This is a genomic window from Sandaracinus amylolyticus (genome assembly GCF_021631985.1).
GTDB lineage: Bacteria > Myxococcota_A > Polyangia > Polyangiales > Sandaracinaceae > Sandaracinus > Sandaracinus amylolyticus_A.
In genome coordinates this window covers 8,822,830-8,843,439 of record NZ_CP070225.1, presented here as the reverse complement: position 1 = coordinate 8,843,439, position 20,610 = coordinate 8,822,830, and the positions used below count along the sequence as shown (strand labels likewise).

Below are 20,610 nucleotides of genomic sequence, written 5' to 3'. Positions count from 1 at the left end.
ACGTCAGCGCTGGCGGGTCCAGTAGTGGTACCGGAGCAGGACCTGGACGTCTTCGAGGTGACGCCAGTCGATCTCCGGTCGCGGGTGGATCTCGAGCACGTAGGTGCCGCCGAGCGGGCGACCGCGCAGCTCGGTGCGCTCGTACGGCGCGATCAGCGTCGCATCGACCGACGACATCGGATTGGTGAGCCAGCGCTCGTCCGCGAGCGCGCGGGCGTGCTCGATCACGCCGCGCTCCATGCGAATCGAGAGGAGGTCGCCCTCGTACGACTGCAGGAGCACGTCGGGCTCGTGCCGGAGCGTGTACTGGACGTTGCCGTCGCCCCAGCACTCGCTCGGCCGCGAGGCGCGCGTGCAGTCGACCAGCGCACGACCGACGAGGTTCACCGCGACGCGATCGACTCGGTAGTTGTAGCTACCTGCCGCGAGTCGGACCGAGGACGACGGCGAGATCTCGCCCGGGAGCTCGAACGCGAAGAACACGCGCTCGACGCCGCCGAAGTCGACGCTCGTCCCATCACCGACGTCGAAGACGCCGCAGGGCGGCGGCAGCTCGCCGTTTGCATCGGGCAGCACCCACCCCGGCACGCCGCCCGCGAGCGGCGTCGAGTGATTGCGACACACGAAGAGCAGCCTGCGGTGCGCCGGCATCTCCACCGCGCTCGCGCCCGCGGCGAGCGCCGCGGCGTCGGTGCCCCCGGTCATCCCGAGGATCTGCATGTCGTCGCCCTCGGAGAACCGGCGCGTGAACGGATACCCGAACACGAAGTCCTCGAGGTGCTGCAGGTAGTCCGCGATCGCCTCGCCCTGCGTGGGCACTGCGACCGTGGGCGCGCCGGAGCCGGGCGACGCCTCGGTCACCGACTCGTGCGCGACGAACACGTCGTTCGCCCACGACGCGGGCGGCGGGGTCTGCAGCTCGTCGGCCGTCATGTAGTCCATGTCGACCGCGAGGCGGACCTCGATCGCACGGCGCGCGATGAACGCGAGGCGCTGCGCGCGGTGGAGCGCACGGTTCGCGCGCGCGCGGCGGACGCCCGCGAGCGCGCGCCACGTCGGGTCGTTCTCGAGGCCGGAGGACGCGAGCGCGATGGCGACGTCGCGTCGTGCCGTGGCGATCGCGATGCGGTCCTCGAGCGAGTCGAAGCCAGCGTCCGCCAGCGCGACGAAGCGGATCGCATCGTGGGCACGATTCAGCAGATCACCCAGCTCCTCCATCGACGCGACCGTCGACGTGAAGAGCTCGGTCGCTTGTCTCTGCCCCTCTCGTCCCTCGGCCGAGCAGGCGCCCTCGATGGCGTTGCTCACCTGGACGAACGCCGCACCGCCGGTGGCCGCCGCGCCGAGCGCGAGGCCGATCGTCGCGAGACCGCCGGTCGCGACGATCGCGCCGATCACCGCGGCCGCGGTCGCGACGACCGCCGCGCCCGCCATGATCCAGCACTTCGCCTGCGCCCACCAGCTACCGTCGAGCTCGTTGATGCGCGCGGTGCCGACGTCGACGCCCTGCAGCGTCGTGAACGCGAGCATCTCGAAGTCCTGGATGACCTCTCGGAGCTGCTCGAGCTGCGTGTAGAGCTCGATCAGCTGCACTCGCATCTCGCCGCCGTACGACGCGAACGTGCCGAAGCTCGACTCGTCGATCCCCGTCGGCGCGTCTCCGCGGAGCGCGCGCGAGTGCAGTGCGATCTCGTCGAAGACCGGCTGCGGCATCTCGCGCACCCTCGCTCCGTAGATCGCCGTGAGCGCGAGCCAGCGAGTGCACCGGAGACCGGCCGTGAGGTACTCGTTCACGTAGTCGCCGAGGTCCTCGCCGGTGCGACCACCAGGCTGGTAGTTCGCCTGGAACGTCGCGACGAGCTCGGGGCACGACAGATACGTGCCGGCGACCTCGAGGCCCTCGGGCTCGGGGCCGGGATCGGGCACGAGCCCGAGATCGGGGCCGAGCGTCGCGACCGGCGCACGCGCGACGGTGCACCCGGTCGCGCTCGCGGTCGTGCCTCCGCCGCAGCCCGCCTGGACCTCTTCCTGATAGGCGAGATCGGCCGAGGCCTCGGCGAGCGCGCGCGACTCGTCGGCCTCGCGGATCACCATCTCGGACTGACGCGCATCGTCGAGCGCGGCAGTCGCCTGCTCTTGCGCGGCACGCGCATAAGAGAGGTAGTGGCGATAGCTGTCCTCGTGCGCATCACCGTCGCTGATGAGCTCGTTCTCCAGCGGCGGGACGAGCTCGTTCTCGAGCCCGAGCGAGTTGAACATCGGCTGCGACGGATCCGCGGGGTCGACACTGAAGAGCTGCTCGAGCTGCTCGCGGATCTCGCCGCCCAGCGTGTGCACCGCGCCGGGCTGTCCGAGGAACACCATGTCGACGAGCTGGTAGCTCTCGCAGGGCGAGGTGGAGCCGGACATCTCGCACCACAGCACGTACCCGCGATCGCCGCGGGACGCCGAGCGGATCGAGGGAATGCGGAACTGGCGGCGGCAATAGGGGCCCACCGCACCGATGCACGTCGCGCCCGGGCCGAGGATGTCGGGGAGCTGCTCGAGGACCCGATACCGCGTGGTGTCGCTGGTGACGTGCGCGCATCCGCCGGTGCCGAGCGGCTCGCCGCCGGCGACCAGGCAGCGCGCATCGCGCTCGTTGCGCACGAGCACCGCAGTCCCCCCGGGCAGCATCTCACCGGTGTCGGGTCGCTCGTAGATCGTCCAGCGTCCCGACCACGGCGTGTCGGTGCCGCAGCCCGCGGCCGAGTCGCAGCGCCTCCACTCCGACCAGCGCGCGCCGATCGTGCCGTCGAGCGCGCGGAGCGCGGCGTCGGTCGCCTGCGTCGACTGCGTGAACGACGGGGTCACGCGCAGGAGGTGGAAGCGCAGCATCTGCGCCGCGCCCGCGGCGCCGACGACGCCGAGCTGACCACCGGCAGGGTCGTACCAGGTGTTGGTGAGCGAAGTGGCCGACGGCTCGATGGGCAGACGGTCCGACGCGGTCGCGAACGCCGCGAGCAGCGGCAGCATGTTCCGCGGCGCGGCGTTCGGGCGCCACACGTGCACGATCGAGCTCCCGCAGAGCTCGCCGGTGTCATCGGCGTCGAAGGGCGGGGCGAGCTCGATGCCGGTGTCGAGCGTCGCGGCTCCGTCGAGGAGCAGCTCGATCGCGGCCGCGACGTCTTCGCGGCGGATCCCCTGCGCTGCGAGGAGCCCGGTTCCGTCGTCGATCCCGGCGCGCTCCGCGAGCCGGCCCTCCATCACCTGGTAGATGAAATCGGCGTGGCCCACGGGATCGCCGTCCACCCACGTCGAGACGGTGATCTCGCCGCTCGGAAGACGAATGCAGCTCGTGTGCGGGAGCGGCGCCTGCAGCTGCACCATCGCGCCGAGGGCGCGGCTCGCACCACGATCGTCGTAGCGACGTGCGGAGTACGAGAGCTCACCGGCGCGCGGGGCTGCGAGCATCGCAGTCGGCTCGGGATTCGCGGGAGTGATGATGCGGATCTGATCGACACCCGTCGCCGCGCCGAGGTTCACGGTGATTCCGTCGCGCTGGACGCTGACGCTGTCTCCCTCCGCTGCGTCGGGGCCGCGCGCCGCGGTCACCGGGTAGGTCGTGCCGACCACCGCGAACGCGGGATCGCTCGCGGCGAGCGTCGAGTCCATCGTGATCACGCCGAGGAGCGGGCGGTCGAAGCGCACCTGTCCGATGCGACGCGTGGTGTTGCCCGCGGTGTTGTCGAAGTGGACGAGATAGACGTTCACGCGCGTGCCCGCGCGGATCACGTCACCCGAGTTCGTCGAGACGTCGGTGGGAACGGCGTAGTCGAAGCGCTCGCGGAGCACTCGGACTCGGCTGTTCTGATAGGTGTCCACCGCGAGCGTGGTGACCCCGAAGAACGTCGGCACGAGCGTGAACTGAGTCGTGTCGAGGGGGAGCTCGCCGAACGTCGCCCACGAGACGCGGTTGGCGACCACCGGCGCCGCGCCCAGCAGGCGCCGCGCCGCGCTCATGCGCGCCGACGAGGGGCCCCACACCGCATCGGTGTACGTGCCCGAGGTGACGTCGGACGCGGAGAGCGCATCGGCGCGAGCGAGCGCGCCGACGGTCTCGCGCTGCGCGAGCTCGCCGATCTGCGACGCGACGTCGGCCGAGCGGCGCACGAGCGTCGTCTCGTACGCGGTGTTGGCGCGGGCGCACTCGCCCTGCAGCGGGCTCGTCGAAGGGAGCGTGGAGCAGGTCGTCCGGAGCGTCCGGAGCGTCTGGAGCGACTCGATCGCGGAGCTCTGGGCGCGTGCGCGCGACTCCGCGAGGATGGCGTCGCGCACGGCGACATCGGCCGTGGGGCGCGCGAGCGACTCCGCGCGGAGTCGCAGCTCCTGCGCGAGGCAGTAATTGAAGTCGGCGCGGCAGAAGCCCGGCGTGTACGAGACTCCGGTGCTTCCGTCGATCGCCACGCCTCCCGCGCAGCCCTGGATCTGACGCTCGTTCGCGTCCTGCGTGCGCGTGGGCAGCGCCGCGTGGGGCGAGTTCGGCGACAGCTGCTCGGCGTTGCACTGATATCGATAGGGCGTCTCGCCCCCGTAGTACCGCGAGGGCGACGACGCGTACGCGAGCAGGTTCGCGTCGGCCTGCACCCCCGGATCCCAGGGCGCGAGGAGGTACGTGCGGCGGGAGGTGGTGCCGGTGGCGGGCGTCGCGTTGAGCCCGGGCACGAGCAGTCGCGCCTCGCAGTAACAGGCCGCGTCGAAGACGGCCTCTCGGACCGCATCGGCGATCTGCGCTTCGTGCAGATCTTCGCCAGTGGGCTCTTGGGTGCACCCGATCAGCAGTCCTGTCAGGACTGCAGTCCAGAGCAGCGTTCTCGACATCGGTCTTCTGGTTGTTCGCACTGACGTTCTCCGGCGCGGTGATGGGGTGTTGCGGCGATTCGATTGCAGGCTCGCGAGCGGCGACTGGCGCGCTGCGGTCGGTGGGTCGGCTCGAGGGTCGGAGGGGGCGGGGGCACGCGCCGACGCACCGATCTCGATCGGCGGCGACGTCATGGCGTCACGCCGTGACTGCCGAGCATCCGAGACGCGGCGCTGTGACACCACGCCGCGTACACGTTGCATCCCGACTGGAAGGTCGTCTGGAGCTCGAGGCGCGACATCCGCGTGATGTCGTGGATCTCGATGTGCGGCGCGTGGCCGTTGCGACCGACCGCGGCGATGTCCTCGAGCAGGAAACCGACATCGTCGCTCAGTCGGCCGAGCTCGTCGCCGTGGGCGCCGGTGAGGACGATGGCGCGCTCGCCGGGCTGGAGGGTGCGGGCCATCAGGCGCTCCAATCCCCATCCCGTCACCGGGCCGCGCGACATGTAGACCCGGCCGCCATTCGCGAGCGGACGGCTCAACCAGCGATTGACGTACTGGTGGGTCGCGGGCCCGCGCGTCAGCCCGCGTGCGGCGGCGTTGGCGGTGGCGCGCGCGGCGGCTTTCCCGACCAGCTTCGCGACGACTGCGCCCGTCACGAGATCGACGGGGTTGAAGAGGCTCGCGACGAAGCCGACCTCCATCGAATCGGTGGTGCCGCTGTCGACGGCGTGCAGGAGCTCGCCGTCGCGGCTCCACAGGAGAAGGGCTCCGTCGTCCTGCGTCGACCAGCCCCAGAGGGGCTCCTCCCAGCCGTCGACCGTGTACTGAACCGCTTGCGCGCCGCGGAGCTGACGCGTCGAGAGCTTGCGACCCACCGTCGGGTAGTCGTGACCGACGGGGAGGCTGATCCCCTGAGGGTCGCCCTCTCGCTCGACGTCGCTGCCCAGCCGGGCCCAGAGGATGTCCTGCTCGAACTCCGTGAGACCGTCGGGGTTCGCCTCCCAACCGCCGATCTCGTCGAGCATGTCGTCGCGCGCGTCGGCGACGGGGTCGTCCTGCAGACCGATCGGATCGCGCGCCTGGAGCAGATTCCCGCTGACGTAGTGGTAGTTGTTGAGCGTCTCTCCGCCGCCTTCTGCATGGATCTGCAGCGGATCCGGAGTCGCCCAGCGGCCCAGTCGGGGCATCAGGAAGCGCAGTCCGAAGTAGGTCAGTCCGACCTCTTCGTCCGCTTCTTTTCCGGTGAACCCCATCGGCTCGAGCGGCACGGGCGCACGGTCGGTCGTCCGCACGGTCTCGCGAGCACCGTTGGGCAGGTACGTATTCACCTCGAGGAGCTCGCCGGTGACGAGATCGATCACCGCGCTGGTGGTGCCGAGCAGATCGGGGATCGCGAGCGAGATGCGGTGATCGGCGTCGAGCCAGCCGTCGAGGTCGCCCGGCTGCCAGACGATGCGCGCGCCGCCGACCAGGTATTGAGTCTCGGTGCCGGCGGTTGCGTCGTACGTCCCGATGCCGCGCACCAGACCGCGACGCTCGTAGTCGCCCGCGTGCGGCCAGATCGCATATCGGGCCTCGCCGAGCGCGTCGCGGACTTCTTTCACCGAGCGCTGGCCCGCGCCGTCGAACGCGTACCGGAGATGCGCGGCGGACGACCAGTCGCCGGCACCGCCGCGATCGTAGCGGCGCGCGTCGACGATCTGATTCAGCTCGTCGTGCCGATACTGATAGTGCTGCTCGACGGCGCACCGGCAATTGGCGCGCAACGCGGCGCGACGCGCCTCGAGCGTGCCGCTGGTGTCGGTGCAGAGCGCGGTCTCGCCCGCGTCGCGACACTGACCGTGCACCGTGACCGCGAGGACGTTCCCCGAGTCACCGTAGTCGACCTCGAGCCAGCCGCCGCGCTCGGTCGTGCCGCTGTACGGATGCGAGCCCGTGCTGATGCTCGTCGCGAGCCGGATCGCGCTCGGGCGATCGCCCGCCTCGTCGATGCCGTTGGTGATGCGCTCGAGCGAGCGCTCGTGGAACGCGTGGAGATCGTCGTCCCAGCGCGTCGAGTTGCCGAGGAAGTCGTAGTCCCACTCGAGCTCGAGCACGCGGGTGTCGAGCGATCCCGCGACGCTGGGCGCGGGGAGCTCGCGCATCGGGTCGGCGCTCTCGAGCGCCTGGATCGCCGCGCGAGGGTCGGTCGCGACGTCGACCGCGTCGGCGCTGGTGTCGTTCGCGTAAAAGAACGAGGCGCGGGTGACGCGATAGAGCGCGTCGTGCTCGAGCTGGACGCTCTGGGGGCGGAACCCGTCGGGCCACTCGCGCGCGATGCGACCATCGGTGACGCGCAGCAGGTTGTCCGCCGCGTCCCAGTCGAACGTCTGGTCGTGGACGATCGTGACCTCGCTCAGCGCGCGCTCGCTGCTCGGAGAAGCAGTCGGCGCGCGGACCACCGAGACGTGACGAGGGCGACGGCGACGATCGTAGTCGGTGCTCGACACCGTCGGCGTGCGCGTGCCTCCGACGTCGTCGCCCCAGACCGCGCGGAGCATTCGACCCGCTGCGTCGTAGTCGGCGCTCGCGAGGATCGCGCGCTCGGCTCCGTCGATCGCGAGGTGCACCGAGCGCGGCAGTCCGCGCCGGTCGTACTCGATGCGTCCGCCGATCGCGGGAGGCGTGCCCTCGGCGAAATCGGGATCTTCGGGCAGCGCGCTGGAGCGGGGACGACCGGCGTGATCGAACGCGGCCTCGGCGACGTAGGTGTGCAGCTCGTCGAAGACCCGCGCGGGGCGCGGAGCGCTCGGGGTCGGCGTCACGACGGGCAGTGCCGACGGGATCGTGCTCGCGGCAGGCGGCGCCGCGGGGATCATCGCGACCTGGCGCGCAGTTCGCGTCGGGAGCCCGCGCCCGTCGTACACGATCACCGAGCGCGCACCGCGATCGCTGGTGGCGGTCGCGAGCCCGAGCGCGTTCCCGGCCCACGAAGGCGGCGCGAGCGCGCCCACGGCCCACGACGGATATCCGTCGTAGTGAGTCCGGACTTCCACGCTCCGCGCGCCCGAGATCGGACCGAGCGCGATCGATCCCGCGGGCACCGTCTCGGTGCTGGCGTCGCGCCACGGCTCGGCCTCGCCGCACGAGACGTAGTCCTCGCCGAGCAGTCGACCGCCGCGGTCGTAGTAGAAGTTCTGGCCGCAGCCGCGGGGATCACGCGCCGCGACGAGATCGCCGACTCGATTGTAGAGATATCGCCACGAGCGATTCGACTCCGTCGCTCCAGGACGACGAGCGTCGGTGTCCTGATCGGTCGAGGCGATCCGTCGACCGACGGAGTCGACCGCGAACGTGCGCACCACGTGGTGGCCCGGGAGGACTCGCGTGCGCGCCCACGGCAGCGTGCCCGGCGTCGGTGTCTCGACGCGCTCGAGCGCGAGCAGCGCGCCGTCGGCGCGCCACTTCGGCCACAGTCGGTGGTACTCGATCGGGCCGCCCGGCTCGCGCCGCTGGCGGAGGATCGTGTCGATCGCGCGCCCGTGCCCGTCGCTGCGCACCGTCGTGCAGGTGCGATAGGCGATCGCGTGCGAGGGATCGCTGTCGTCGGGATCGCAGGTGTTGACCGCGAGCGCGCCGTACGAGATCCAGGTGCGCTCGGCGCTCGTCCCGCAGAGCGGGCTCGACCACCGCACCCGCCCGAACGCGTCGTATCCGCTCGCGGTTTCGCACTCGTCGCCGTTGCGCGTCAGCACGCGATCGAGCGAGGGCTCGGCCTCGTCGAGGAACGACTCGTCCCAGCTGCGCGCAGGCTGCCCCTGCGGGGTGAAGGTGGTCAGTCCCGCGCGCACCCAGGCGTGAGGGGCGTCGGTGCGCAGCAGCCTCGCGCGGGCGCGACCGCGTCCGTCGACGTAATTGCGCGACTCGATCGCACCGGTGCCGAGCGGAGCGTGGCAGTCCGTTTCCTGGACCGACTCGACCACACTGAGGGGCTGGGTCGCCGGGTCGGCCGTCATGCGATATCGCAGCCGCACCGTCGGGCGCGTGCTGCCCTCGCATCCGCGCACGTCGGGCGAGCGCAGGTAGCTGACTCGGCCCAGCCCGTCGTAACCCGCCTCGGTCACGCGGTCCGAGGGATCGCGCACCGACGTCGCGACGCCGAGCCCGCGATCGATCGTGGCGCGGGTGTCGAGCGCCCCGGTGAACCCGGTCACGTCGTGCCCGGTGTAGATGCGCTCGTGCACGACGACGTGCGCGTACGCGTCGTCGTAGGCGACGTACGAGAAGCGCAGACAGTTGCTCTGCGAGACCTCGAGCGCACCGCCTCCGCAGACCAGCGAGACGTTGCCCCAGGCGTCGTAGCGGAACGACGTCTGCACCGGCTCGCCGGTCTGCACGAACGACTCCGATCCATCGGTGTCGCCCGCGAATTCGTAGGCCCGCAGCAGGCTCACCGTGGTGAGCGTGCGAGTCGGGTCGATCGAGCCGCGCTCGTAGAGCGTCTCGGTGTGGCCGAGCCGCTCGCTCGATCCGTGACCGCTCGTCCAGGTCTCGCGGGGGCGCCAGATCCAGCGCTCCGCGTCGAGCAGCACCGGCACGCTGTGCTGCACGATCTCTTCGGCGGGCAGGGTCTCTTCGTACTCGCCGCGGACGCGTCCCCACGCGGTCTGGCGGAGCACGTGACCGGCGTGGTCGACCTCGTCGGTCGTGCGCGCGACGATCGAGTAGAAGCCCGCGCTGCGGAGCCACACCGGCGCGCTCCAGCCCGGATGCGCGGAGTCGCTCGACACCGTTCCATCGGCGCCGACCAGCTCGCGCGCGACCACCGGATATTCGTCGCCCCCGCCGACGAAAGGCACGCGCGTGCCCGGCGGTGCCGGCGTCCACGTCGTGCTGTTGTCGTAGGCGATCGTGTCGGTGCGCGCAGGGAACGCCCAGGTGATCTCGCGACCATCGAGACCGACCAGCAGGCGGCGGACTCGATGGCTGGTGTGGATCGTGGCGAGATGTCGACCGCTCGACTCCTCCCAGGTCTCGGCGAGTTGGGTCGCGCCCTTGAGCGCCTCCCACGGGTTCTCCGCGAGCCGATCGCTGGCGATGCCGCGCGGGCGACGCCCTTGGTGCATCCAGGTGCGGGAGACCGACGTGGGCTGCGACGCGTCTCCGACGGTGCGCACGTCGGTGGCACCGAATCCGCGCATCTCGAGCTCGACGCCTTCGTAATAGGCATCGTGATAGGCGTACTCGAGCCGGCTCACCTGCGCCGTCGCGCCGAGCACCTCGAGGCGATCGCTGCTGGTGGTGCTGCGCACGACCGTCGAGACCGAGGGCGATCCCGTCGAGCGCACGACGCACGTACCGGCCGAGCTCGTCGCCCGCGCGTCGCACTCGCCGTCGTCGCGGCCCTGCCAGAGGAATCGCTCGCAGCCGACTCCGGTGCACGACTCCGCCGCAGCGAGGTCACGCAGATAGTCTTCCGCGGTGGTCCCGTACTCGAACGTCGTCAGCGCGCCGAGGCCGCCGTCGACCTCGCGCAACAGGCGCGGCCGGACGCCGCCCATCGGATCGACCCACTCCCACGCCCGCGCTCGCGCGAAGAGCACGTCGACCGTGCCGGTCCCGTCGACGTCGACGAATCGCACCGCGCGATCGAGATCACGATCCCAGCGCAGCCCTTCGATGCTCCCGCGCGCCGAGAACGCGCGGCCGCCCCGGTTGAACCAGACGTCGATCGCGCCCGTGCCGACGCGAGCGAGATCGCTCATCCCGTCTCCGTCGACGTCGGCGAGGTACGTCGCGTCGAGCTCCGCGCCGAGGTCGCGCGGCGCGCGCATCTCGACGTAGCGGGCGCCCGAGGGGCCCGGTGCGCAGTCGCCTTCCCCCTCGCCGAAGCGGCCCCAGCCGCGGTTCGCGAACCAGACGACCGCGCCCGGCGAGAGGCGCACGAGATCGTCGAGCCCGTCGCCGTTCATGTCGGCCAGGCGCACCTCGGGGTCGTCGAACGAGATCGGTCCTCCCGCGACCGGCAGGCACGACTCCACCGGATCGGAGGAAAGGTGCCAGTCCGCCCCGTCGTGGGTGGCAGTCCCGAACAGGCCCTCTCCGCCCGGCACGAAGCCGAGGTTCAGCCACGTCTGGATCGCGTCGCCGCTGGTGCGCACGACGTCGATCAGGCCGTCGGCATTGACGTCCATCGTGCGGATGCGATCGCCGTCGCGGCCGAGATCGATGCGCGCGTCGAGCACGCCCTCGGGCAGATCGACGGGGAGGTGCGCGAACCGCCACTGCTGCTGGGCGGGAGACGCCGCCTCACCCGGCGCGCGCACCGGCGCGAAGTACCCGTACGATCGGGCGCGCGGCATGTGCAGCAGATCGCTCCGCCCGTCTCCGTCGACGTCCATCGGGACGACGTTCGGATTCGAGAGCTGCATCACCCCGGCGAGACCGGCGGGCGCAGCGACGGGAACCGGCGCGGAGAACGTGCCGGCGGACGCGGGTCGGGCGGCGCTCCCGGCGAAGCCGTTGAAATAGACGCCCACCGCGGGCTGGCCGTCGGACGTGCGGAATCGGCCGGGCTCGGTGACGATCAGATCCGGCAATCCGTCGCTGTTGACGTCGAACAGATCGGAGCGGAGATCGCCGACGCCGTGCGCCGGGCTCGAGGCGCCCCTTCGCGCAGTGCCGTCGAGCCGCGGGAATCCGTCGACCAGCGCCTGATCGCCGGTGTAGCGCAGTCGGACCGGCGGCAGCGTCGCGCCGATGATCGCGTCACCGAGCGCCGACTCGGGCACGTCGGGATTGCCGATCTGGACTCCGTAGGTCGAGTGGGTCGACTCCGGTCGTCCTTCGATCGTCACCGAGGTGAGGAGCGAGTGATAGGAGCGCGAGTCGTATCCGAGATGGATCCGCCGCACCATGCTGCGCGTGCCCACGCCGATGCGCGCCGCGGTGACCTCGACCCGGCGGAGGCGTCGCGCCGCCTCGATGCGCCAGCCGTTGCGATACGAGACCGTGACGTCGGAGCGCGGCTCGTAGACCAGCCGCACGCGAGCGCCATAGTCGGACAGCGATGCAGCGCAGCGCCGGCGCGTGACTGCATCGCTGCCGGCACCTGCGCAGCTCGCGGGAGAGACGTAGTAGACGGAGCTCAGGTAGCGATTGCCACCATGGGTCTCGTACTCGTAATAGATCGTCGAGCCGTGGGGATCGGTGGTGCGCGTCAGCGCCCACGAGGCGATCGCGCCCGAGCTCGGACCGCGCAGGAGCGCGTGCTGCGAGGCCTGGACGATCTCGCTCGGCCCTTCCCCCGAGGGCAGCAGACCGAGATCGTGACGCGTGCCGTCGGGCGCCTGGACCACCCAGCGCGTCGCGTCGGGGGCCCGGAAGAAGCGCATGAATCCGCCCTCGACCTGGGCGCGATATTGCTGCCAGCCCGCGAGCTCCGCGGGAATGCGCCCGCCATCGAGACGCGCCGCAGCATCGGAGTCGACCGGGACCAGCTCGCTCGACCCCGCGTAGACGAAATGGTCTTCCTGCGGATGCCAGCGCGGCCGATCGTCGTAGCGTGGCAGTCCGCGATCCGATTGACGCGCGATCGCCGCGACCGACAGGCCCCATCCGTATCCGAGCTCTCCACTGCCGCCGCCCGACGAATATCCGAGCGCGAGCGTGGGAGTCACTCCGTTGCGGCCCGCGGGCAGCGCGATCGGCAGCGAGAACGAGAGGGCACCGCTCGAGAGCGACGCCGAGAAGGACTCTCCGAGCCCTTCGATCGATCCTTCGCCGTCGGGCAGCGCGATGCGCGACGACGACACCGCGCTGCGGTCGCCGCCGGTGGGCAGCGACGTGGGCTCGATCTCGGTGGGCTCGGTCTCGGGGACGACGGCTCGATCGCGCAGCTCGTCGCGGACGTCGTCGCGGACCTCCTCGGGCACGAGGCTCTGGTCCTCGAGCTCGACCTCCAGCGCTTCCACGTCGAGGGCGCGCCCCTCCTGCGCGTGCGCGAGCGGCGGGACGAGGCCCGTCGTGGCGATCAGCACGGCGAGCACGCGGTATCGCGACGATCCGATCACGGCACCACCTCGAGCGCGTGGAGCGCATCCCCCGCCGCGCTCACCCACGCCGCGATCAGCACGTCGTCGTTGCTCGCGACCGCGATTCGACCGGGCACCGCGGCGCCCAGCGCGTCGCCCATCACCGCGATGCCGGGCACCTCGCCGACCGTCGCGAGCCGCGTGACCGGACGCGCGATGCCGCCGCGATGGAGCACCGCGAACGCGCTCGATGCGAGCGGCACGACGTGGGGCGACGTCAGCGGCAGCGCGTCGTCGCGCAGGCTCGTCGGCTCGTCCGCGGCGCCGCTCTCCGCGATCCGCGCGAGCCCGATCTCGATGCCGCCCTCGTCCCCGCGACGGCTCCACGCGAGCGCGAAGCCTCCCGTCTCGAGCGCGCCGATCGAGGGCGACCACTCCGCCTCCTCGGCCCGCGATGCGATGCGCAGCTCGTCACCGATCGGCGCGCGCCCCGCGAACAGGCGCGCGCGCACGTCGTGGCCCTCGGGCGTTCCGTCCTCGCGCGCCCACGCGATCGCCCAGCCATCGCCGCGCGCCGCCACGCTCGGTGCGTGCTCGGCGCCGCTGGTGTCGCTCCCGACGAGGAACGACGCGCCCGCCGGTCGCCCGTGCACGTCGAAGAGGCGCGCCCGCACGCCGCCCAGCGGATCTTCGATCGCGCCCGCGGTCTCGCTCCATGCGACGACGAGCCCGTCTCCGCGCGTCGCGATCGCGGGCTCGGTGCGCGACGACGCGCTGCGCTCGTCGACCGACACGAACGCGGGGGCCGCGCTCGCATCGTGCGCGAGCGTCCCGACGACGACCCCGCGCACCGGGTCCACCCACGCGATCGCCCAGCCCGCGTCGAGGCCGCTCGCGACCGGCGTCACCAGCGCGTCGCGCGCCTCGGTGCGTGCGAGCTCGAGCGGCTCACCCGACGCGCGCAGCCGGCGATCGAAGCGATGCGCGCGCAGCAGCGCCGCGTCCTCGCCGCGCTCCACCACGACGACGAGCACACGCCCCACGGCGTCGATCGCGATCGCGAGATCGCCCTCGTCCGGGGCGGCTCCGTCGATCAGCGGAGCGACGGTGGGCAGGCACGCGCTCGAGCAGAAGTCGCCGTCGATCGCGTTCGCGTCGTCGCACTCCTCGCGCACCGGCTCGGGGCCCGGCTCGCGCCATCCGTCGCCGCAGCCTCGCGCGACGCACGCGCCCTCGACGCAGATCTCGGTGCCGTCCTCGACGCAGATCGCTCCGTCGTCGCGCACGGTGCGCACGCACTCCGCGCCCTCGCAGCGCGCGTCCTCGCACGGGCTCGTGGCCACGCACACGCCACATCCCGCGTCGGAGCCGGCGTCGAGCCACGGCACCTCGGGCAGCGGGGGCGCCGCGCCGTCGGGCAGGGTGATCGAAGGACGACCAGGCTCGTCGCAGGCGGTGCTGGTGATCGCGATCGCGATCGCGAGCCACGCAGCTCGTTTCGTCGAGGGCACGGATCGCCCGCTTGGCAACCCACGTACCGCATCGTGGGCGCGTGGTTCGCCCCGGAATCCGCGAGTTGCCCCTCGACCGCACGCGCGCCGCCCGCGGGCGCGCACGCATCGGGCGCAGCGCGTCCGTGCCCACCGTCAGTCTGCATCCGCTCTGGATCTCGTCCGAGCGTTCCGGCGACACTCGTCGCGAGCGAGGTGACGATGCGACGACGACTGTGGACGTGCGGTGCGCTCGCCCTCTCGATCGCGTGCGGCGGTGGCGACCCCGCGATCGAGCCGCCGACCGATTGGGAAGACGGCCCAGCCGCGGGCAATCCCGACGGAGCCTGCACGATCCCCGACGAAGGCCGGCTCGCGGACACCTCGAGCCCCGATCACGTCGTCGGCGACGGGACGCCCGAGAGCTGCACGTCGGACGCGTTCGTCGCCGCGGTCGCGCAGGGCGGCGTGATCACGTTCGACTGCGGGCCCGACCCGATCACGATCGTGCTCGAGGAGACGGCGCGGGTGTTCAACGACACCGGGCCCGACATCGTGATCGACGGCGGCGGGCTGGTGACGCTGAGCGGCGCCAACCAGCGGCGCATCCTCTACATGAACACCTGCGATCCCGCGCAGCGATGGACCACGCCGCACTGCGACGATCAGGATCATCCGCGCCTCACGGTGCAGGACCTCACGTTCGTCGACGGCGACGCGAGCGGCGAGGCAGAGCCCGGCGGCGGCGCGATCTTCGTGCGAGGCGGGCGATTCCGCGTGATCCGCTCGCGCTTCTTCCACAACCGATGTGACGAGACCGGGCCCGACGTCGGCGGCGGCGCGATCCGCGTGCTCGACCAATTCCAGGATCAGCCGGTCTACGTCGTCGAGAGCACGTTCGGTGGGAGCGAGTCACTCGGAAACGAGTGCAGCAATGGTGGCGGACTGAGCAGCATCGGAGTCTCGTACACCGTCGTGAACAGTCTCTTCTCCCACAATCGCGCGCTGGGGAACGGTGCCAATCCGGCCCAGCCGGGAACGCCCGGCGGCGGGAGCGGAGGCGCGATCTACAACGACGGGGACACGTTCACGCTGCGCCTCTGTGGCGTCGCGATCCGCGACAACCACGCGAACGAGGGCGGCGGTGCGATCTTCTTCGTGAGCAACGATCGCAGTGGCTCGCTGGTGATCGAGCGCTCGACGCTGGAGCGGAATCCGAGCGACGGATTCGAGACCCAGGGATTCCCCGGGATCTTCGTGCTCGCAGCGGGCGATCCCGAAGTGCGCGAGTCCGTGATCTCCGAATAGTCAGCGCTCCGAGAGCGCGCCGACGGCCTCGAGGCGGCCCTCGGAGAGCGTGAATCGCGGGCTCGTGCCGAGGCGAGTGCCGGAGTCGATGCCGGTCCCGCGCGCCACGCCGCCGACCTCGAGCGAGCTCGGCGCGAGCATCGTGGGCGCGGGCACCGCGGGCATCGCGTCGTTGATCATCACGTTCGCGATGTGGTGCGCGAGCACCGCCGCGTAGGAGCGCACCTGCACGCGCGCTTCGCCGCTCAGCGCGGGCACCGTCGCGACCTGCAGCTCGGTGAGCTCGATGCCCCCGAACGTCGGATCGTCGCCCTCCGAGATCGTGCCCGCACGCGCGACCACCGAGATGCGCATGCGCACGCCGCCCGACCACGGGCCGGTGCCCGATGCGGTCGCGGTGAGCCCGCCGACCATCACCGAGAGCGCGCCCGACGACGCGTGCGCGACCGGCGGCATCGCGGCCTCGACCCGGATCATGTCGGGCGCGACCACCATGTCCGGCGCCACGACCATGTCCGGCGCGACCACCATGTCCGGCGCGACCACCATGTCCGGCGCGACGACTCCATCGAGCGCGCCCGCGCGCCAGAGCGCGTGCAGCGCCTGGTTCATCACGACCTCGGAGACCGCGCTGCGGCTCGCGCCCTCGAGCCCGTCGCCCTCGAGGTCGACCACCGTCATCGGCACGCCGCGTCCTCCCTCGCGCGTCGCGACGCCCATCAGCGCCCACGACGTGCGCAGCCCGAGCGACAAGCCCGCGCTCGCGAGCGCATCGACGCGCGTCGGCGCGGTGACGAGCTGCATCGCGACCGGCGTGCCGTCGATCCCGCGCACCGAGAGCGGCGCCTCGCCGAGCCCGCTGCCGAGCCCGCGCACCAGCCCGCCGATCACGCTCGCCACCGCGTCGCCGTAGATCTCGCCGAAGTCGCCGCGCAGCGTGCGCGTGAGCTCGGCGTCGGGGAGCCGCTCGCGCAGCCCCTGCTCCGCCGGGCCGCGCACTGCGCCGTCGAGATCGGGGAAGCTCACCGTGATCTCGCTGAACGCGACCGACTCGACCTCGCGCACCCGCGCGACCGGCACGCCGTCCTCGAGCCGCACGTCGAGCGTGAGCGTGACCGCGACGTCGACCTCGACGGTGCCGATCGTGTCGAACTCGGGGTCCGGCATGGTGCAGCCACCCTCGGGCGTGCACATGCCGGGCAGCGGCACGAGCACCTCGCCGACCGCGTGCGTCGTGAGCTGCACGTCGTCGCCGTGGGCGATCACGCGGAGACCTCCGTCGACGATCGAGACCTCGGTCGACTGCGGCCCGCCGAGCATGCTGGTGTCGAAGTCGAGCAGGTCGAACTCCGCGGTGAACGAGTCCATGCCGCACGGACCGGGCGGGACGCAGACGCGCGAGTCGAACGAGAAGAGCCCGAGCCCCGCGCCCAGCGCCGCGGCGAGCCAGCCCGAGCGCGAGGTGCGCGCGAGCACGTCGTCGACGCTCGCGAGCATGTCGTCGCCGTCGCCGTCGTCGGCGCCCGACTGCGCGATCTGGAGCAGCGCGGTCGTGCCGAGCCGCTCGTCGTCCTCGCTCGCGTACTCGGGGGCCGCGAGGAACGAGCAGAGCTCGGTCTCGCCCCCGGCCTCGACGCGCACGTCGACGAGCCCGAAGCGCAGCGGCACGTCGGTGGTGACGAGCCCGAACGCGTCCACCGGCACCGCGACGTCGTTCACCCGCACCATCGAGCCCGGCGGCACGTCGCGCACCGCGGCGACGAAGCGGACCGAGCGCATCGTCCCGTCGCGGACCATCTCGCCGTGCGCCGGGGCGACGCAGGTGATCACGGCCGCCGTGGGCGCGTCGAGCGGCACCGAGGCGTCGGGATCGGCGGCGGGCGCGCCGGAGCACGCGCAGAGGAGCGCAGCGAGGACGAAGGTGCGAAGCGAGGCCATCGGGCCGGAGGATAACGCGGCGCGTCGGAGGGCAGCTCCCCTCCGACCGGGTCGTAATCAGCTGCCATGCTCCGCTCCCCCGCGCTCTTCGTCCTGATCTCGCTCGTGATCACCGCATGTGGTGACGACGACGCTCCCCCGACCGACGCCGACGGCGGCATCCAGGGTCGCGACGCCGCGCTCCCGATGAACGAGCCGTGCACCGAGCCGGGCGCGCTCGAGGACGTCCCGTGCGGGTTCTGCGGCACCGCGCGGCGGTTCTGCACCGCCGCGGGTGTGTGGGAGTACGCGGCGTGCGAGGGCGAGTCGGGCGCGTGCGAGCCCGGGGCCTCGCGCACCGCAGCGTGCGGCGCGTGCGGATCGCGACGCGAGATCTGCACGGCGTCGTGCACCTGGGAGGCCGCGACGGAGTGCGAGTCCGAGGGCACGTGCGAGCCCGGCGAGATCGTCCGCACCCGCGACGGATGCAGCGCCGGTCAGCGCGATCTGCGGTGCAGCGACGCGTGCACGTTCGAGCCGATCTCGGAGTGCGAGGTCGAGACCTGCGAGACGCCCGGCGCGACCGAGTCCGTCTCGTGCGGGATGTGCGGCACGCGCGAGCGCTTCTGCACCGCGGCCGGCGAGTGGGAGTACGGGCCGTGCGAGGGCCAGGGCGGATGCATGCCCGGCACGTCGCAGACCGAGGCGTGCGGCTTCTGCGGCGAGCAGACGGTGCGCTGCAACGCGAGCTGCGAGTGGGTTCCCTCCGGCGAGTGCGGGGGCGAGGGCGAGTGCGCGCCGGGCACGACGACGTCGCGCGCCTGCGAGGGCGACCGCACCCAGCCGTTCACGTGCAGCGCCGCGTGCACGTTCGAGCCCTCGGGCGAGTGCAGCGCGCCGACGGGCGGTGGCGCGCTGGGCGAGCGGTGCGTCGCGGGCACGTGCGACGTCGGGCTCACGTGCGACGAGTCGACGGGCATCGACGTCTGCCGCGCGCCCTGCACCGGCGACGAGCAGTGCGTGAGCAACGCGTTCTGCCTCGGCGGCGACGGGCTCTGCTCCGACGCGTGCACCGCGTTCACCGACGCAGGCTGCCCCGCCGGCGCGAAGTGCGACTACCTCGGCGACGCGAGCAGCACGGGCGCGAGCCCGATGATGGTGTGCAGCGCGGTGGGCTCGGGACGCGCGAACGCGGTGTGCTCGACGAACTCGCAGTGCGCGCGCGGCTTCAGCTGCGTGGTCGAGACCGGGAGCACGACCGGGCGCTGCACCCAGGTCTGCGACGCGACGCATCCGTGCCCGAGCGGGCAGACCTGCAGCGGTGGGACCGGCTTCCCGTTCCCGCTGCCGGGCGTCGGCCTCGGGTTCTGCGGCTGAGCCGGATCAGCGCGGTCGGGGAGGCGTGACGTGCACCGCGCCCCCGCCGGGCGGGGCGACGTGCACCGCGGGCGGCGGCGACACGTGAACCGCGGGCGGCGGTGCCACGTGCACCGGAGGCGGCGCGCTGATCTGACCAGGCCGGTACGCCTCGACCGGCGCTCGGTAGACCGGGCTCGGCGCGTAGCTGCGATACCCGTAGTTGCCGTAATACGGGTAGCCGTAGCGACCGTAGTGGTAGCCCGCCGGATAGGCCGGATAGCCGTAGCCGTATCCGCCGTAGTACGGCCCCACACCGACCCCCGCGCCGTAGTAGACCGAGCGCGTGTACGGATAGCCGTAGCCGTACGAGCCGTAGTAGCCGTACCTGGCCGGCACGCAGCCCGCGCTGGCGGTGCCGATCGCGAGCGCGCCCGCAGCGATCAGCAGCAGACGACGAAACATGGTGACCTCCGTCGTCGCGAACGACGCATCACGCATGCCACATCGCGCGCTCACCAGTGACACTGTGCGTCGCGCGCCGCGCGTTCGCGCGTATGCTGCGCGCGGTGACGATCAAGCTGGCGAGCCCGGAGCTCGGCGCAGAGGAGAGCGCAGCGATCGCGCGGGTGCTCTCGAGCGGGATGCTGGTCCAGGGACGCGAGGTCGAGGCGTTCGAGCGCGCCCTCGCGGAGCGCTGCGGGCGGGCTCACGCGATCGCGGTCTCGTCGGGCACCGCGGCGCTCGAGCTCGCGCTGCGCGCCCTCGGCGTGTCGGGCGGCGAGGTGATCGTGCCCGACCTCACCTGGCCCTCGCCCGCCCACGCGGCGCTGCTCGCGGGCGCGACGCCGGTGCTGGTCGACGTCGATCCCGACGAGTGGAACGTGCGCGCCGACGCGATCGCCCGGGCACGCTCGAGCACGACGCGCGCGGTGATCGCGATCGATCAGCTCGGCGCGCCGGCGCGCCACGACGAGATCGCACGCGCCGCCGGCGACGTGCCGATCGTCGAGGACGCGGCGTGCGCGATCGGGAGCACCTTCGAGGGGCGTCCCTGCGGCGCGTTCGGCGTCGTCGCGTGCCTCTCGTTCCATCCGCGCAAGGTCATCACGACCGGTGAGGGCGGCGCGTGCCTCACCGACGACGCAGCGCTCGCGGCCGAGCTGCGCACGCTGCGCAACCACGGTCAGCGCACGCCCGGCGTGTTCGCATACGCAGGCCCCAACCAGCGCCTCACCGAGATGCAGGCGGCGATGGGCCGGGTGCAGATCGATCGGCTCGACGCGATCGTCGCGCATCGTCGCGCGCTCGCCGATCGCTATCGCGCCACGCTCCCGCGCGAGGTCGCACCGCAGCGCCTCGCACCGCGCGCGACCCGCAACGAGCAGACGTTCGGTGTGCTGCTGCCCGCGCGCTGCGATGCCGACGCGCGCGATCGCGTGATCGAGACGCTCAAGCGCGAAGGCATCGAGTCGGGACGTCTCTCCTACGCGCTGCATCGCCTTCCGAGCCTCGACGCGGCGCGGAGAGAAGGCGCGTTGCCGCACGCCGATGCGATCGTGGCGCGAGGTCTCGCGCTCCCCCTCCACGGCGCGATGTCCGAGACCGACGTCGATCGTGTCGTCGCCACGCTGGCGCGCGCGCTCGAGTGAAAGCGCGCGGGCGATCACGACCCCGCGGCC

Annotated in this window: 8 protein-coding genes; 3 read left to right on the top strand and 5 right to left on the bottom strand. The window is 72.2% G+C overall.

Annotation, left to right across the window (positions count from 1 at the left end; all coding sequences use genetic code 11):
* Nucleotides 1-3: 3 nt before the first annotated feature.
* The 3 genes from I5071_RS37425 to I5071_RS37415 all read right to left on the bottom strand — a co-directional run bounded on the left by I5071_RS37425 (nucleotide 4) and on the right by I5071_RS37415 (nucleotide 14,368).
* Nucleotides 4-4,860, bottom strand: coding sequence for a hypothetical protein (locus tag I5071_RS37425; protein WP_236518160.1), 4,857 nt, complete (start codon nucleotides 4,858-4,860; stop codon nucleotides 4-6).
* Between the two features lie 170 nt (nucleotides 4,861-5,030).
* Complete coding sequence (locus I5071_RS37420; RefSeq protein WP_236518159.1) at nucleotides 5,031-12,896, bottom strand: SpvB/TcaC N-terminal domain-containing protein; 7,866 nt, start codon at nucleotides 12,894-12,896, stop codon at nucleotides 5,031-5,033.
* The gene (locus tag I5071_RS37415; protein WP_236518158.1) at nucleotides 12,893-14,368 is read right to left on the bottom strand and encodes a hypothetical protein; all 1,476 of its coding nucleotides are present in this window, start codon (nucleotides 14,366-14,368) and stop codon (nucleotides 12,893-12,895) included. The genes I5071_RS37420 and I5071_RS37415 overlap by 4 nt, the downstream gene beginning before the upstream one ends.
* A gap of 201 nt (nucleotides 14,369-14,569) precedes the next feature.
* Between I5071_RS37415 and I5071_RS37410 the strand changes: the two genes are divergently transcribed.
* Entirely contained in the window at nucleotides 14,570-15,655 is a 1,086-nt protein-coding gene (locus I5071_RS37410; RefSeq protein ID WP_236518157.1) for a hypothetical protein, read from the top strand.
* On the opposite strand, the gene I5071_RS37405 is transcribed toward I5071_RS37410, so the two are convergent.
* Nucleotides 15,656-17,593 carry a hypothetical protein gene (locus tag I5071_RS37405; RefSeq protein WP_236518156.1) on the bottom strand — a complete coding sequence of 646 codons (1,938 nt, stop codon included), beginning with the start codon at nucleotides 17,591-17,593 and terminating at the stop codon, nucleotides 15,656-15,658. It lies immediately after the preceding gene.
* Nucleotides 17,594-17,659: 66 nt separating this feature from the next.
* On the opposite strand from I5071_RS37405, the gene I5071_RS37400 reads away from it, so the two are divergent.
* Nucleotides 17,660-18,949, top strand: a complete 1,290-nt coding sequence (locus I5071_RS37400) for a hypothetical protein (RefSeq protein WP_236518155.1) — start codon at nucleotides 17,660-17,662, stop codon at nucleotides 18,947-18,949.
* Between the two features lie 6 nt (nucleotides 18,950-18,955).
* On the opposite strand, the gene I5071_RS37395 is transcribed toward I5071_RS37400, so the two are convergent.
* Nucleotides 18,956-19,393, bottom strand: a complete 438-nt coding sequence (locus tag I5071_RS37395; protein WP_236518154.1) for a hypothetical protein — start codon at nucleotides 19,391-19,393, stop codon at nucleotides 18,956-18,958.
* Between the two features lie 104 nt (nucleotides 19,394-19,497).
* Here I5071_RS37395 and I5071_RS37390 point away from each other — a divergent pair, with 104 nt between their 5' ends.
* Nucleotides 19,498-20,580, top strand: a complete 1,083-nt coding sequence (locus tag I5071_RS37390) for a DegT/DnrJ/EryC1/StrS family aminotransferase (RefSeq protein ID WP_236518153.1) — start codon at nucleotides 19,498-19,500, stop codon at nucleotides 20,578-20,580.
* The last annotated feature ends 30 nt before the right edge of the window (nucleotides 20,581-20,610 follow it).

Coding starts and splice junctions, on each gene's coding strand:
- I5071_RS37425 (WP_236518160.1), bottom strand. CDS start 4,860: ATGTCGAGAACGCTGCTCTGGACTGCAGTCCTGACAGGACTGCTGATC.
- I5071_RS37410 (WP_236518157.1), top strand. CDS start 14,570: ATGCGACGACGACTGTGGACGTGCGGTGCGCTCGCCCTCTCGATCGCG.
- I5071_RS37405 (WP_236518156.1), bottom strand. CDS start 17,593: ATGGCCTCGCTTCGCACCTTCGTCCTCGCTGCGCTCCTCTGCGCGTGC.
- I5071_RS37400 (WP_236518155.1), top strand. CDS start 17,660: ATGCTCCGCTCCCCCGCGCTCTTCGTCCTGATCTCGCTCGTGATCACC.
- I5071_RS37395 (WP_236518154.1), bottom strand. CDS start 19,393: ATGTTTCGTCGTCTGCTGCTGATCGCTGCGGGCGCGCTCGCGATCGGC.